Genomic DNA, 15,933 nt, shown 5'->3' with positions numbered 1-15,933 from the left:
TTTTGGCTTTAAAACGCGGTACGCCAATCGCAAAACGCAATACTAATTAAAATGAAGATAACAGATATATCTATAAAAAGGCCTTCGCTGGTAATTGTGGTATTTACCGCATTAACCTTGCTTGGGCTACTAAGTTACTTTTCGTTGGGTTATGAATTACTTCCAAAATTCTCTAACAACGTAGTATCTATTTCGACCATCTACCCTGGTGCTTCACCAAATGAGGTTGAAAATACCGTAACCAAAAAGATTGAGGATGCGGTATCATCGATGGAAAACATTAAAAAGATCAACTCGGTATCGTTTGAGAGTTTATCAACTGTTACCATCACCTTAACTGATGCAGCAAACATTGATATTTCCTTAAATGATGCACAAAGAAAGGTAAATGCCATTCTTTCTGATCTGCCTGAGGATGTAAAAACACCATCATTAAGTAAATTCTCTTTGGATGATTTACCGGTAATTACCATGTCTGCTTCGGCAAATATGGACGATATTACATTTTACGATTTGATCGATAAACGTATTGCCCCGGTAATTTCGAGGGTAAGCGGTATTGCACAGGTAAACTTGGTTGGTGGTTCGGAACGCGAAATCCAGGTTTCGTTAGATGCTGATAAATTACAGGGCTATAACCTTTCTGTTCCACAGGTGCAGCAATTAATTCTGAGTTCTAACTTAGATTTCCCTACAGGAAGTGTTAAAACGCAAAACCAGGATGTACTGATCCGTTTATCGGGTAAGTACAGAAGTATGGAAGAGTTAAGAAACCTTGTTTTAACAACAACCAAAGATGGCGCACAAATTCGTTTAGGTGATGTTGCCGATGTTCAGGATTCACAAAAAGAAACTGAAAAACTGGCACGTATCGATCGTAAAGCTTCTATTGCAATCCAGATTATTAAACAAAGTGATGCAAACGCGGTAGAAGTGAGTAAAGGTGTGCATGCTATTATTGCTAAGCTTAAAAATGAATATGCTGCAAATAAGTTGGATATCAGAATTGTTAACGATAGTTCAATTTTCACCTTAGAATCTGCCGATGCGGTAATTCACGATTTAATACTTGCAGTTATCTTGGTGGCTTTCGTAATGCTTTTCTTCCTGCACAGTTTACGTAATGCGTTAATTGTAATGGTATCAATTCCGGTTTCATTAATTGCTACTTTTATCGGAATCAGCTTATTTGGCTTTACCTTAAACTTAATGTCGTTATTGGGGCTATCACTCGTGGTAGGTATCCTGGTGGATGATGCGATTGTGGTACTGGAAAATATCCAGCGACACATGGAGATGGGTAAAAACAAAGTAAGGGCAGCATCTGATGCAACAAGAGAAATCGGTTTTACCGTAGTATCCATTACTTTCGTAATTGTGGTGGTATTCTTCCCGATTGCGGTAAGTACAGGTTTGGTATCGAACATTCTTCGCCAGTTCTGTATTGTGGTAATTATTGCAACTTTGCTATCATTGGTAGCCTCATTCACCATTGTACCGCTTATTTTCTCACGTTTTGGTAAGTTAGAACGTATTGAAGGTAAAAACCTATTTGGCCGTTTCATCCTTTGGTTTGAAAAACAGTTAAAGAAATTTACACTTTGGATCACCAGCATCTTAACATGGTCATTAAACCATAAGGCACTAACATTGGTTGCCGTAGTAGTAATGTTTTTAAGTTCATGTGGTTTATTGGTTGGCGGCTTTATTGGATCAGAATTTTTCCCTAAATCAGATAAAGGAGAGTTCTTAGTGCAGTTGGAATTACCAAAAGATGCATCTTTAGAACAAACCAACTTTTTAACCCAAAAAGCTGAAGCTTATTTAGATAAACAACCAGAAATTACTCAGTTAATTACTACAGTTGGACAATCAACCGGTGATTTTGGTGGTACGCAAGCTACGGCATATAAATCGGAGATTAACGTAAAATTAGTTGAACGCGATCAGCGTAAAGGTGTTTCTTCGGATATTTTTGCTACAAAAATGAGTCGTGCGTTAGCTAAAGAGCTTGTTGGTGCTAAAGTTAAAACTGTGCCGATTAGTATTTTAGGTATTGCAGAAAATGCACCAATCCAGTTGGTGGTAATGGGATCTGATTTAGATAGTGCATTGAAATATGCTGAAGGTGCACAAAAAGTACTTGCTTCTATTCCCGGCGCAACTGAGATAAAATTATCGGTAGAAAAAGGTACACCAGAGATTAATGTTCAGGTAGACCGTGATAAGATGTCGGCTGTTGGCTTAACGTTACAAACGGTTGGTTCTACCATGCAAACCGCTTTTGCCGGTAATACTGATGGTAAATACCGTAAAGGTGAGTACGAATACGACATCAATATCCAATATCAAAACTTTAACCGTCAGAATATCGACGACGTAAGGAACCTGATTTTTGTAAACAGCGATAATAAACAGATTAAGTTATCACAGTTTGCAACCATTACAGAAGGTTCAGGACCGAGCCAGTTAGAACGTTTAAATAAATCTACTTCAGTATCGGTTAAAGCCCAATCAATTGGTAGGCCAACAGGAACCGTGGTTGCAGAATTCCAGGCAAAACTGGAAGATATGCAGAAAAACGGCAAATTAAAGGCACCGGTTGGCGTAAGTTATAGCTGGGCAGGTGATCAGGAGAATCAGAGCGAAGGTTTTGGTACTCTGGGTATCGCTTTATTGGCCTCGATTATTTTGGTTTACCTGATTATGGTTGCACTTTATGATAGTTTCATCTATCCTTTGGTGGTAATGTTCTCGCTTCCTTTGGCAGTAATCGGCGCATTGTTAGCCTTAGCATTAACCAATAACTCAATCGGTATCTTCACCATTTTAGGTTTAATTATGTTAATGGGTCTGGTAGCGAAAAATGCGATTATCCTTGTCGATTTTACCAACCACTTAAAAGCAGAAGGTAAAGAAACCAAAGAAGCGCTAGTTTTAGCCAACCACGCACGTTTACGCCCAATTTTAATGACCACCATTGCCATGGTATTCGGTATGCTTCCTATTGCATTGGCAAGCGGTGCAGGTGCTGAGTGGAAAAATGGTTTGGCCTGGGTTATTGTAGGCGGTTTAACCAGTTCGCTGTTCTTAACCCTGATTGTTGTACCTGTAGTATACTTAATATTCGATAGAATGTTAGAAAGATTAGGCTTCAATAAAAAAGGCAAAACAATTGATGAACTGATGGAAGAACCATACGATCATAAAGATGTAAATGAATACGATCTAGATCACGGACATTAATAAACATCCAGATTAACAATCAATTTAGCCCCGACCCCAAATCGGGGCTTTTTTGTGGATTTAAAAATCAGGAACAGTGGTTTAGCGAGCTATGAATCCTTCTGATGCACTATTAGGGTAAAAACAAATCATCCATGGTAACTTCATTCTGCACCAGCCCAATAGAATATATATTATTTTTAATACCATAAGTTGTAACCATGGCTAGAAATAATGCTTTTTTTGTTTTGCTCTGCCCACGGAATATCTCAAGTTTGTATTTTAACGCTTCAGCATAGGCTTTATCTATTGCGAATTCAGTATTCGAAAATTTCATTTCACATACACTGATCACATTATCTTGCCTGTCTAACAACAGATCCACCTGTGCACCGTTTCCATCTTTTGGGGCATATCGCCAAGCTGATGTTTCAGTAAACACTCCAGAGATACCCAGTGCCTGTTTAATATTAACTGTATGTTTCATGCAAATCCCTTCAAATGCATCAACCACTCCAGCTCCTCCACGAAGACGTTGATGATTTTTTAAGCCACGTACCTGCACCAGTGGCGCGGAGAGTGTTCGATAAATTTAAGATAGAAAAGGCTGTATTCGTCGCTGAGTTTGTAAATGCTCTGATTTGCATTCTTCTGAAAAGGCAGGTGCGGAGTAATGAAGCCAGATTCCACTAGTTCCTCAAGTAAAAAACTGGTAGTTCCCCCACTCTGCAGGTTACACGCCGCAATGATTTCGTTTCTTGTTAAGCCTGATGGTTTTTCTGCAAGTGCTTTGACTACCGAAATGTGCCTGTCTGCGTTTTCGAACAGCGAACGGTAAAGGTTAGCGAATTCTGTTGAAAGGAGGCCGTCCTTAGTGAAGCAAAGCCTATCGATGGCCTGAGTAGCACTTTCCCCCTTTTTTGATTTCTTTCAGGTAATGTGGCACACCGCCCATCGCCATAAAAATAGTCAGCATCTGGTAACGGTCAAGTTGGATATTATTGCTTTTTAGGTACTGTTCTGTTTCATGCAAGGTGAAAGGCAACAAGCGTATTTTTCGCGTTAACCGATTGTGCAGGCCGCCTTTGTTGTTTACAACTTTTTTAATCATCCAGGTGGCAGCAGATCCACATATCGCAACAATCAGATTCGGTTGTTGTGAGGCCCATTGGTTCCAAAAATATTCAAAGGCAGAAAGAAAGCCAGATTTATGTGAACTTAACCATGGAAATTCGTCAAAGAAAATTACAGCTTTTCTTTTTTTAAGTATAGGCGTTGCGAATTCTCTAAGTTGCCAAAAGGCTTCTGTCCAGTTTTTAGGCACTGCAGGAGTTAATGGCGAACCTAATGCTTCTGCAATGGCTTTGCTAAAATTAAGGAGTTGTTCGGCAGCATTTGCATCATGAACGCCAGAAAGTTCGAAAATGAGCTGTTTCTGGAAAACTGAGCGGATCAGGAAAGTTTTTCCTACCCTTCTCCTGCCAAACACCGCCAATAGTTCTGATGAAGATGAGGTAAGTGCCTCTGATAATATTTTTTTCTCAGCTATTCTTCCAATAAGCAATTCCATTTTTTATCCCTTTTAACGTTAACGATTGAAAACAATTTTATCCGCAGCCAAAACATGCTTCAAATATATGGTTTTGGCTGCGGATAAAAAAACATCCGCAGCCAAAACATACCTAAAATTTACGATTTTGGCTTCGGATAATGAATTATATTTAAATACAATATTTCCTGATATAATCGGAACCAATTATTTTATTAAATCCGTGAACACTGAAATTACTTTTAAATTAAGTGTATTGAACCCTGCGCGGATAATTCTACAATATTGTATCCAAACAAATTATAGCGCAATATTGTATATTAGGGATTATGTTTAAATTCATTTTTAGCCTGTTAATAGTCTGCTCGGTTCTCATAGTAAAAGCTCAACACCCTCCCGTATTTGCGGCAATGACTACTGATTCCAGTTTCATTAAACTTTCTAATCTTGATATTACCCTGGTAAAATACAGTTACAAACCCAATGGAATTAAATTTTTAGTGGTACATGATAATGAAGATACTGGCGTAAAAGCAGGCTTTGATTACATCCGTTGGAGTGGCGGCGAATTAATTGATAGTCAGTACGGTAGTATTAGGGATTATTATTTCAGTTATATGGATGATCAATACCGTATAGATCCGAATGCAATTTACACAGAAGTGGGTGTTAATACCCGATTAAAAAAGGATCTATTCAGTTCGAACGAAGTGGAAAAGGCAATCCTAAAGGCAGGTAAACAGATAGTTGATTTTTACGACCCAAAAGCTACCGGTTACTTTTTAACGCTACACAATAATGCAGATGGCGGCTTTGGAATCTCTTCTTATTTGCCAGGTTATGATTTGGCCAGCACTGCAGATTCCGTTTACATCAACTTTCAGATGGACGGCGATGACCTTATATATGTAACTGAACCCAGATTATTTTCGAGTTTGAAAAAAGCCAACGTGAATGTGATCCTGCAATCTAAATTCGCTTCTAATGATGGCTCACTTTCTATTTACGCCATGCAAAATAACATTCCATACATCAATGTTGAAGTGCAGCACGGGCATCAAGATGAAAATTTGCGCCTTATTGAATTAGCCGTTGCCACACTAAAAGAACATGGCTTGGTAAAGAAGGAGTAAATCTGCTTTCATTATGGTAACGTTGAAAAGTAAGCCAAAAAGGCGTACAGCCAATGCCTTTAAAATGAGCACATAATAATCTATTGAATTTTCTTTTGACGCAAATCAGGTTCTATCAATAAAAAAAATTATTTGGTAAGTTTAGTTGGAACTGGATATACAACACCATTAGGCAATAATATCACCTGTTGCAGCGAAGTGATTTTCCCTTTATCATCGCGGATCACATAAAGCCTTGTACTATTTTCACCATAGCTTGCATTATAGCCTTTAATTGTTAGCGTATCTTTATTCACTTCCCTTATCTTATAATCTTCGGATGGCTTACCAGGCATCAGCCCTCCTCCAGATAAGGCCGTCCTTTGTAGCAATTATATCCCGGTTATTGTTGTATTTACCAACGATGCCAGCATATCTTTTTTCCCAGCCAATATTCATTTATCTCCTGCCTTGCTATCTTCCAACTGCCATTTAACACTGGCTATTAAATCCGAATCTTTAGAATTTTTGATGATGTCTTCAAAGATTATTTGACGCGTTTTGGATAAGGACAGTTGACTTTTAACAACTGAATCGGGGATAACGCCTGTACCCTCCCAGCCCACCTGCGAGTTTGGTGCAACTACCATTTTAACTGGTAAAAAAGCGACAAGATTATTTTTCAAAGGAATGTAAGAGCCAGCAATTCCTGCTCCTGCTGAGGCTTCACCTATTATGGTTGCCCGGTGCATTTTTTGCATGGCATAAGCAAACCCTTCGGCAGCCGAACCTGTATTCGGACTTATCAATATAAATACTTTGGCGTTAACATTCCGCCTGCCCGGTACAAATGAATAGGTCCATTCCTGTTCATCCTGGGTACGATCTTTATAAAATCCGTTTAAATAAAACTTTTCATCCCCGGCTGCGAAAAAATAAGAGGCCAGAAATCTTCCCATTTGTCCACTGCCGCCACCATTCGCCCTTACATCTATAATTACATATTGGCTATAAGCTGCGGTATTCATTACTGCGGCGGCTGTTTCAAACGCTTCTTGAGTGGCGTAAAAAGGGCCTGGGATGTTAATATACGCTGTTGAAGATGAGGGATCGATATCTACACCGCGGAATCCGTAATTTTGTTTACGTAAAAGCTCATTTTCTGTTTCTTTCTCATCGGCTTGAGGTTTAGGATGCTGCAGTTTAGCAAATTCAGCTTCACTGCGAATAATACGCAAGTGCACATCGTTGTGCTGCAACTTCAAATCATTCGTTAACTTATCGGCAAGTTGCTGCTCAGTAAGATTGGCATATTTTCCATCGACCTCATTTTGCATAAGGCTTTTGCTATAAAGTGCAGATATTTCTGGAAACGGATAACGATCCTTCAATGCAGTGCCAAGTTTATCTACAATTTCATGCACATCTGCCTTACTTACAGTTTGAGCATTTGCATTAAAAAACATTAAAAATATGACTCCACATAATACTACCGTACATTTAAATGGCATTATCTTTTTAGTTTTTTTATTTCTCATTTTTATGTTGCTTAATTTTGTTGTTTGATTGCTGAGCCAAAATTTACAATGTTGCATTGATAATGAATATTTAATCATTATGCGCTACCTGGTAATACTCTAGTTACAATTTAGCTTTTTTAATCGATGGCAAAAGAACAAATTATCATGAAAATCAACATTAAAAAATCTCAGGTAACGTTAAAATAAAAAATGGGTGGCCCGACATATTGCCAGACAACCCTTTTTTGTTAAAAGTTATTAAACTATTAATCAGCTTAGTAAATAAGGTAATTAGAATACTCTGATGTTTTACCATTTTCTGTAATCGTAACAATCGCAAAAATCGCCCCACAGCTATCAGCAAAAGTGGCTGTTGCATTAAGGATTTTACCATCCGAATCTCTTACTTCAGTGCATGGACCATTATAATTCCCATAAAAATATACCATTCCAATGGTTTCATTGATATAAGCACTTCCCATGTAAGTATCTGCTGCTCTAACTACTGAATGTGATGGATTAATAATTTTTGCCTGTACTGTTTGAGCTCCAATGAATAAAGATGCTACGGCTGTTAATAAAAATAATTTTTTCATAATAAATGTATAATTGTTTAAATAAATTGATGTACAGGTATTACGCCTGGAAATTGAATAAGGTTGCCTGCCAGAGTAAAATTATTTGCATTAACATTCAAATTTCATTGATCAGTACCATAATTTTGGACAACAATGCAGGTTATCAAACTGATTTTCAGCCTATAAAAAGCACTGCAATACATTTTATTAAAGCTTAAGAATTTTAAAAAATAATACAGATGAAATGTTCTAAGCGTAAATTTTAACGTGGTGGATTACAAATTAAACACATCAACCAATAAAAAAAGCGCCCCACTTTCGTGAGCGCGCTTTCTTTCTAGCAAAGCCAAAGTATATTTTATTTGTATAGGTAATTAAGTGCAATAATATCATTTGCGTTAAAAGTTCCTGTGCCTGAACCAGCGCATGCCAACATGATTGATCCTGCATCTGCTGCAGATGGGGTTCCAGGTATATTGATGGCCCCCACACCTGATTGCCCTTCATTGTTGGTAGAAGGTACATATGGGCAACTGAAATCGCGATTAAAATAATCAGTGTGACGGAAACCAATACAGTGCCCTATTTCGTGTTGAATTACGGTTGCAACAAATTCGGTGCTTCTGCTTCCATAAGCATCAGGATGTTGGTTCATTTGGATTCTGTTACCCGGCTGACCAGATGCTGTAGGGAATGTGCCTTGTCCAAGGACAACTCCATTAACAGTACCTGGCTGAGAAAAACCGACAAGATCAATATTTCCTCTTGTGCCAACTGCTGCGCGTTGAAATTTTAAACGCAGACCTAAAGAATTGTATCTCGAAATCATAATATTTGCAGCATCACTAAATTTTTGCGGCAAATTAGTAACCGAAATGGTAATGGTTCTAGGCAGGGCTTTCACAAGATTTGTGGTTCTATATTGCTCTGTTTCTGCGATTTTTAAATTCGTTCCTGAAGATATTTCTGTTAAGTTTTCATCAGTTAATAAAAGGTCACCTTCAATAAGATAACCGTCAGCTGTTTTTACTACACCATTTGTACTGAAACCTAAAGCCTTTATCTGAGCAAGTTTATCGGCATTAACCACATTTGTGGTTGGCACATCAGCAACCTTTTCTGTGTTGCTTTCTTTACAGGCATTTAATGATGCGATGGTGAGACATACCGCAATAGCATTTAAAAATTTAATCTTTTTCATAGTGAAGATAGTAGTTAGTTAATAAATAATTGTTTGATTTATACTTAGCTTTGGTAGAGTAGAATGTGGTAAGAAATTGGGTATCCATAGGGTTTATGGCGTTTAAGCTACAATTGCATGGCAAATGACTCCAAGCAAATACAAACGATAAAATCATCACTTGAACTTGTAGAACAAGAGGTGCTGAAGAAATGCTAAAAGAATTAGAAGGGTATTTTTGGCGCTTGCAGATGTAATAAATATATCCCACTATTTGCATTTTTAGGTTTACAATGTGTACGTGGGATATAGACAAAGATAAAAACGAAATGTATATTGCTACAGGGATTAAGTTTATTTTACACGAAAAGAAAAACAGATCTTGCTTCAAAAGAAGAGGACCGGCATTTTTTTTAAGAACTTTACACAAAAGCTATTTTCCATTGTCGTTTAATTAAATATTGATAACCATTTAGTGCTGAAACTGATCCAATATTATTATTATTTGGTTTAGAAAGGTAGTTCAATGACAGGCTTAAACAGATCAGTTTTATTGTATACCGGAAAAATTATCTAGTTTATACTCTTAATCTTAGTAACCAAAAAAGTAATCAGCAATCCAAACACAGAAATGATCCCGAAAGAATAACGCAAACTTGATAGCTGCGATACATAGCCAATTAATGGCGGACCGAACAAAAACGCAAAATAACCAATGCTCGAAACCATTGTAATGGCCTTACCTGATGGCACTTTTTTATTGTTGCCGGCAATACTGTAAACCATTGGTACAATACTGGAAACACCTAACCCAATAAGCATAAAACCTAAAATTGCCACGATAATATGAGGGAATATTACAGCAAGGGCCATACCTACCGATATAATTGCACCACTGATTTGCAACAGGTTTTTACGCCCGAACCTATTGATCAGATAAACACCTAAAAACCTACCGCTGGCCATCATAAACATAAATGATGCATAGCCGATTATGGCCTTGTTGTGCGGTAGTTTAACCACATCTTCAAAGTAAATTGCACTCCAATCGAACATTGTTCCTTCGGTTGCCATACTGCAAAAAGCAATAACGCCCAATAACACTAATATACCTTGTGGCCGGGTAAAAAATTTTGCTTTCTCCATCAGCACATCTGGCTTACTGTAGTTCAATAATTTTTTCCCGTTAAATGCTACATTGGTTAAGGAGAATAAAGCGATTACCCAAAAATGGGTATACATGCCCAACTTTAAGTTTACCAAACCAAGTGCAATTAATGCCCCGGTTAAATTGCCTATAGCCCATGCACCATGAAAAGAACTCATAATGGGTTTACCATAAAAGTTTTCGCCGGCTACACCCTGTGTATTTAAGGCAATATTGCAAAGATTACCTGTGATACCGAACAGCACTAAAAAAAGCGGCCAGTTGTAAACCTGTGGTAGCCAGGGCTAAAAATGTTAATGCAATTGCATAAAGTGGTGCGGTTGCCCTTAACATTTTCTTGCTTCCAAAATGTGTGGTCAATTTTGCAGAAAAAAACATCGTAATAATCTGTCCTGCCGGCAATGCAAAAAGAATGGAACCTAATTCTGCATCATTAAGCCCCATAGATGCTTTGAAAGTTGGTATTCTACTTGCCCAACTGGCAAAACAAACGCCTTGCATAAAGTAAAATGCGGAAATGGCGAAACGTACTTGTTTTGGAGAGCTTTGTGCTGTTACAGGTGTATTTTCTTGTTTTATTAGAATTTCCTTTCCTTGCTTGCTTTCTTCCAAAATGATGTTTTAATTATAGATTGAGCTACAAAGTTCTTTAAATCTATTGTAAAAACCGACAATTTTTTAACTTTTATCCGAATTTCTGTCTGCAAACTGGTTAAAATCTTAAATTTTCCATTTTTCAAGTTGATAAGCACTATCCCAAAACATCCACTCCAATCGTGTAGCCATTTCAAAAGCCTCAAACATTTTCTGCCGGGTTTCGGTATTGGCAATAGCCGCCAGTTGATCTGCAATGGTAATCGCTTTTTCTACTGCGGTTGCAAATTCTGCTCCTGCATACATATCTATCCACCTTTTATATGGATTTTGATCTCCGCTTTGCTTCGAAAATATATAATCGCCAACTGCTTTGTAAATCCAGAAACAGGGTAAAACGGCGGCAACTGCAATTTCTACATTGGCGTAAGCAGCCTGACTAAGGATATAATTTGTATACAATAAGGTAGATGGTGTAGGCTGAACATTTGTTGCTAAGCCAAATTCTACAAAATAACTTTCATGTAAACTCCGCTCTGCGAAAAATTGCTCCTGTAGAAAATCCGGCGAAGGCCATTACCAGGTCGGCATGCTGCATCCGGCTGCTAATTGTACTTAACGTCCGCCCGAATTCCAATAAATAATAGGCATCCTGCGCCAGGTAAAAAAGGAACTTTTCTTGCGGTAAGGTACCATTGCTAAGTTCGGTATTAAAAGGCATTGTCAATATTTTGGCATAAATGGGTGCTACCTTTTCCCATGCCTGTTGGCTCCACATCATTGAATAATTAGTTTTAGCGGATTAAAAAAATGATTTAACGGGCCATTGCCCTTACCAGTTGTTACATTACTTCCACTTTGTAGTGCCTCGCTGATATATTTTTTTGCAAGTTTTATAGCCGTTAATAGATCATAACCTTTTGCCATCCCGGCAGCTATGGCTGATGATAAAGTACACCCCGTTCCATGCAGGTTTTTTGAAGCAATAAATGCACTTTCGAGTATAACTGGTGCATCTTTTCCATTTATGAAAACATCGTAAATAATTGGTCCGGCCAAGTGCCCGCCTTTCAGTAATACAGCGTTTGCGCCTTTTTGGATAATTTTGTACCCTGCCGCAATCATATCTTCAAGGTTATGGATCGGTTGCCCGGAAAGTATAACGGCTTCATCAATATTTGGGGTAACTAAACTAACAATAGGAAACAATTTTTCAATCAGGAGGATTACGGTATCGGGTTCTATTAAACGATGACCGCTGGTAGCCACCATAACAGGATCTAAAATTACCGGAGCAGGATTATTATAACTGCTTAATGCCTTTACAATTACCTGTACCACATCTGCACGGTTAATCATCCCGATTTTAATTGCAACAGGTGCAATATCATCCATCACGGCCTGCAATTGATCTTTGATGATTTCTATCGGAATGCCGTGTACGGATTTTACGCCCATAGTATTTTGTGCCGTTACTGCTGTAATTACAGAGGTACCAAAGCAGCCCAGTGCCGAAAAAGTTTTTAAATCGGCTTGTATACCAGCACCTCCTCCACTATCGGAGCCAGCTATTGTTAATACATTAATGTAATTCATTGCTTAAAGACTTCATTTTGTTTAAACAACTTCAGGAGTCTTCAAATGCAGTATGCATTTTACACAATATGTGCAGACAAACTAATTTTCCTACGCCGGCATTATCCGGATCAGGTTCATTTATAGGGCATAGGGTGTAAGGTTTAGGGCATAGGGTTGTTCACCTTCCGCTTTACCTCTTTGCTTTCACCTATAAAATGGGTATGTTCTCAGCCAACTTGTTTTTGAAGGCACCCCTAAAGTTTCGTACCGCAATATAGGGCTTAGTTTTTATTCTTTATTTATATAAATTAATTAAAGAGCTGATCCCCGCCTGCGCGAGGATAACGGTACGGAGTAAAATACTTGTTAAATCGTCATTTCGACCGTAGTGGAGAAATCTTTGAACTTCGTTTTTAATAAATTTAAAAGATTTCTAGGCTGCGCTATGTTTCGCTCGAAATGACGGATGGAAGAGTAAATTATCATTACGAGCTTGATTGAGCAACCTAATGTCGCTAAAAATGTGTGGTAAGATCCCCGCCTGCGCGAGGATGACTTTAATTGCCAACTTGCTAGAAAGTTAACAACTCTGAATTCAAATCAACTAATCAAACGTATAAAATTCAATGTTAAAGAGTTGTCAACTTTAATTGCCAACTTGCTAGGAAGTTGACAACTCTGAATTCAAATCAACCAATCAACTGTAAAGAAAATCAATGTTAAAGAGTTGTCAACTTTAATTGCCAATTTGCTAGAAAGTTGACAACTCTAAATTGAAAATTTAAATCAATCAACCGTAAAGAATTCAATGTTAAAGAGTTGCCAACTTTAATTGCCAACTTGCTAGAAAGTTGACAACTCAAAATTCAAATCAACCAATCAACCGTAAAGCAAATCATTGTTAAAGAGTTGTCAACTTTAATTGCCAACTTGCTAGAAAGTTGACAACTCAAAATTCAAATCAACTAATCAAACGTAAAGCAAATCAATGTTTAAGAGTTGTCAAACTTTAATTGCCAACTTGCTAGAAAGTTGACAACTCTAAATAAAAAAAGCCGACAATTTCTTATCGGCTTTTATCTTTGCATGATTAAACTTTATTAATCGACTCTAACATCGACTTATCAATTAAATATGTATCGCTCTGTTATCAGTTGCAGCAAGTGCAGCTTCTTTTAAAGCTTCTGTATAGGTTGGGTGAGCATGGCACGTACGTGCAATATCTTCTGCAGATGCACGGAATTCCATAGCAATAACCGCTTCGGCAATCATATCGGCAGCACGAGGACCAATCATGTGTACACCTAAAACTTCGTCAGTAGCAGCATCGGCCAAAACTTTAATAAAACCATCGGTATCCATGCTTGCTTTTGCACGTCCGCTGGCTTTGAAAGGGAATGAACCTGCTTTATATTTAACGCCTTTTTCTTTTAATTGCTCTTCGGTTAAACCTACAGAAGCCACTTCTGGCCAGGTGTAAACCACACCAGGAATTAAGTTATAGTTGATATGCGGTTTCTGCCCGGCAATGGTTTCGGCAACATAAGTACCTTCATCTTCTGCTTTGTGGGCCAACATGGCACCAGTAATTACATCGCCAATGGCATATACTCCTTTAACCGAGGTTTCTAAATGTTCGTTAACCGGAATTTTTTTACCTCTTTCTTCAATAGTGATTCCGATTTTATCTAAGCCCAAACCTTCGCTATAAGCGGTACGGCCAACGGCTACAATACAATAATCGGCATCAAATGATATGGTTTCGCCTTTTGGTGTTTCGGCAGTAACTGTTACAATTTTACCTTTGTTGGTAGCACCGGTAACTTTATGCCCATATAAAACTCCATGCCTAAGTTTTTCTTGAACACGCGTTGCAGCTCTTTACCTAAACCAGCATCCATTGTGTTAATAATTGATGGTAAAAACTCTACTACAGAAACTTTTGTACCTAAACGGGCATATACAGAACCCAACTCTAAACCGATTACACCGCCACCGATTACAACCATTGTTTTAGGTACTTCTTTAATATTTAAAGCCTCGGTAGAGGTAATGATGCGTTTTTTATCGATTGGCAAAAACGGTAAAGCTGTTGGTTTAGAACCAGTAGCAATAATTACGTTTTTAGCTGATAGGGTTTCGGTAGAGCCATCGGCTTTGGTAACGAGTATGGTATTTTTATCAACGAAAGAGCCAACTCCTTCGAAAGAATCGATTTTGTTCTTTTTAAATAAATAAGTAATACCAGCAGTATTTTGTGCAACAACATCATCTTTACGGGCGATCATCTGTGGCATATCAACCTTTAAATCTTTTATGTTGATACCGTGGGTAGTAAATGTGTGGGCAGCGTTGTGGTAGTGTTCTGAAGAATCCAACAAAGCTTTAGACGGGATACAGCCTACGTTTAAGCAGGTACCTCCAAAAGTTTTATATTTTTCAATAACTGCAGTTTTTAAACCTAACTGAGCACAACGGATTGCGCCTACATAACCGCCCGGCCCTGAACCGATAACAACGACATCGTATTGCATAATTTCTTGATAATTTTGATTAGTCAAATGTAGGGAAAAAAGGCCGAAAGCTGAAAGCGCATCAGGCAATAGAAGCACTTTCTTAGTCATTGTTTTATCAGTTATTTGCACTTCATCAATCGGCTATAGCCAATACACGTTTAGCTTAAGCGTAATTTTTAGAAAACAATTGATTAATCATTTGATACGCTTTGCCCAGTATGATTTTAAAATTTACTGGGGTAAGTGCTTATATCAATTCTTTTTGAAGCATAAATTCTTTAGCGTTTGCAAAACTTAAAAACAATTCATCAGCAATTTTTAATTTTTGATGTGCGCGCACATTATTTTGGATGGCATAACAGGTAATGCCCGCAGCCAAGGCAGATTTAACACCGTTTAATGTATCTTCAAAAACTATGCATTCGTCTTTTTGTAAGCCCAAACGTTCTACACAAAGGTTATAACTTTCGGGGTGAGGCTTAGAGTTACTTACATCGGTACGGGTAATAAACAATTTAAAGTACTTGGCCAATCCGTTGCGCTCAAAAACAGCTTCAACATCAATTTTAGGGCTTGCAGTAACCACAGCCAGCGTTAATCCTCTTGCGTATGCAAACTGGATAAAATCCAACGCAAAAGGCATTAGTTCAATATCGGTTGTTCTAAAACCATCGAAAGTAATCTTCTCCCTCCTGTTGATGAAACCTTCAAGCTCTTCGTTAATTTTATACCTGTCTATTATCGTTTTGGCATTTTTAGGCAATGGGATGCCTGCATAATTGCTTAGCCAATCTTTAAAATCGATAGCCACTCCATAATCGCACAAAAAAGTATTCCAACAATCGAAATGAAACTTTTCCGAATCAATTAATGTGCCGTCTAAATCGAACAGCAATGCTTTTATTTTACTCAT

General features: G+C 37.9%; 13 protein-coding genes and 2 pseudogenes. 2 read left to right on the top strand and 13 right to left on the bottom strand.

From position 1 onward, the window contains the following. The first annotated feature begins 51 nt into the window (after nucleotides 1-51). A complete protein-coding gene (locus AC0IWE_RS02690; protein ID WP_471791809.1) occupies nucleotides 52-3,246 on the top strand; it encodes an efflux RND transporter permease subunit in 3,195 nt (1,064 codons plus the stop codon). A gap of 112 nt (nucleotides 3,247-3,358) precedes the next feature. On the opposite strand, the gene AC0IWE_RS02685 is transcribed toward AC0IWE_RS02690, so the two are convergent. Then, nucleotides 3,359-3,712 (bottom strand): ATPase, encoded by a 354-nt coding sequence (locus tag AC0IWE_RS02685; protein ID WP_471791808.1) that lies wholly within the window; start codon nucleotides 3,710-3,712, stop codon nucleotides 3,359-3,361. A gap of 399 nt (nucleotides 3,713-4,111) precedes the next feature. Then, the gene (locus AC0IWE_RS02680; RefSeq protein ID WP_471791807.1) at nucleotides 4,112-4,795 is read right to left on the bottom strand and encodes an AAA family ATPase; all 684 of its coding nucleotides are present in this window, start codon (nucleotides 4,793-4,795) and stop codon (nucleotides 4,112-4,114) included. Between the two features lie 389 nt (nucleotides 4,796-5,184). On the opposite strand from AC0IWE_RS02680, the gene AC0IWE_RS02675 reads away from it, so the two are divergent. Beyond that, entirely contained in the window at nucleotides 5,185-5,907 is a 723-nt protein-coding gene (locus tag AC0IWE_RS02675; protein ID WP_471791806.1) for a hypothetical protein, read from the top strand. Nucleotides 5,908-6,035: 128 nt separating this feature from the next. On the opposite strand, the gene AC0IWE_RS02670 is transcribed toward AC0IWE_RS02675, so the two are convergent. The 11 genes and pseudogenes from AC0IWE_RS02670 to AC0IWE_RS02620 all read right to left on the bottom strand — a co-directional run bounded on the left by AC0IWE_RS02670 (nucleotide 6,036) and on the right by AC0IWE_RS02620 (nucleotide 15,933). After that, entirely contained in the window at nucleotides 6,036-6,278 is a 243-nt protein-coding gene (locus tag AC0IWE_RS02670; protein WP_471791805.1) for a hypothetical protein, read from the bottom strand. Nucleotides 6,279-6,341: 63 nt separating this feature from the next. Next, nucleotides 6,342-7,424: a S41 family peptidase gene (locus AC0IWE_RS02665; RefSeq protein WP_471791804.1), complete on the bottom strand. Its 1,083-nt coding sequence runs from the start codon at nucleotides 7,422-7,424 to the stop codon at nucleotides 6,342-6,344. A 257-nt stretch (nucleotides 7,425-7,681) separates the two neighbouring features. After that, nucleotides 7,682-8,002: a hypothetical protein gene (locus AC0IWE_RS02660; protein WP_471791803.1), complete on the bottom strand. Its 321-nt coding sequence runs from the start codon at nucleotides 8,000-8,002 to the stop codon at nucleotides 7,682-7,684. A gap of 340 nt (nucleotides 8,003-8,342) precedes the next feature. Then, a complete protein-coding gene (locus AC0IWE_RS02655; protein WP_471791802.1) occupies nucleotides 8,343-9,185 on the bottom strand; it encodes a M57 family metalloprotease in 843 nt (280 codons plus the stop codon). Nucleotides 9,186-9,737: 552 nt separating this feature from the next. Continuing rightward, nucleotides 9,738-10,577 (bottom strand): MFS transporter, encoded by an 840-nt coding sequence (locus AC0IWE_RS02650; RefSeq protein WP_471791801.1) that lies wholly within the window; start codon nucleotides 10,575-10,577, stop codon nucleotides 9,738-9,740. Next, nucleotides 10,555-10,944, bottom strand: coding sequence for a hypothetical protein (locus tag AC0IWE_RS02645; RefSeq protein ID WP_471791800.1), 390 nt, complete (start codon nucleotides 10,942-10,944; stop codon nucleotides 10,555-10,557). The genes AC0IWE_RS02650 and AC0IWE_RS02645 overlap by 23 nt, the downstream gene beginning before the upstream one ends. A 108-nt stretch (nucleotides 10,945-11,052) precedes the next feature. Beyond that, nucleotides 11,053-11,397 (bottom strand): annotated as a pseudogene (locus AC0IWE_RS02640) (thiaminase II/PqqC family protein); the annotation flags it as partial. Between the two features lie 49 nt (nucleotides 11,398-11,446). Beyond that, complete coding sequence (locus AC0IWE_RS02635; RefSeq protein ID WP_471791799.1) at nucleotides 11,447-11,707, bottom strand: thiaminase II/PqqC family protein; 261 nt, start codon at nucleotides 11,705-11,707, stop codon at nucleotides 11,447-11,449. Then, the gene (gene thiD / locus AC0IWE_RS02630) at nucleotides 11,704-12,522 is read right to left on the bottom strand and encodes a bifunctional hydroxymethylpyrimidine kinase/phosphomethylpyrimidine kinase (protein ID WP_471791798.1); all 819 of its coding nucleotides are present in this window, start codon (nucleotides 12,520-12,522) and stop codon (nucleotides 11,704-11,706) included. The genes AC0IWE_RS02635 and thiD overlap by 4 nt, the downstream gene beginning before the upstream one ends. 1,110 nt (nucleotides 12,523-13,632) lie before the next feature. Further along, nucleotides 13,633-15,038, bottom strand: a pseudogene (lpdA, locus tag AC0IWE_RS02625) (dihydrolipoyl dehydrogenase). 229 nt (nucleotides 15,039-15,267) lie between these two features. Then, the gene (locus tag AC0IWE_RS02620) at nucleotides 15,268-15,933 is read right to left on the bottom strand and encodes an HAD family hydrolase (RefSeq protein ID WP_471791797.1); all 666 of its coding nucleotides are present in this window, start codon (nucleotides 15,931-15,933) and stop codon (nucleotides 15,268-15,270) included.

This window comes from Pedobacter sp. AC402 (genome assembly GCF_979252805.1).
This window is presented reverse-complemented; position numbering and strand designations above follow the sequence as displayed.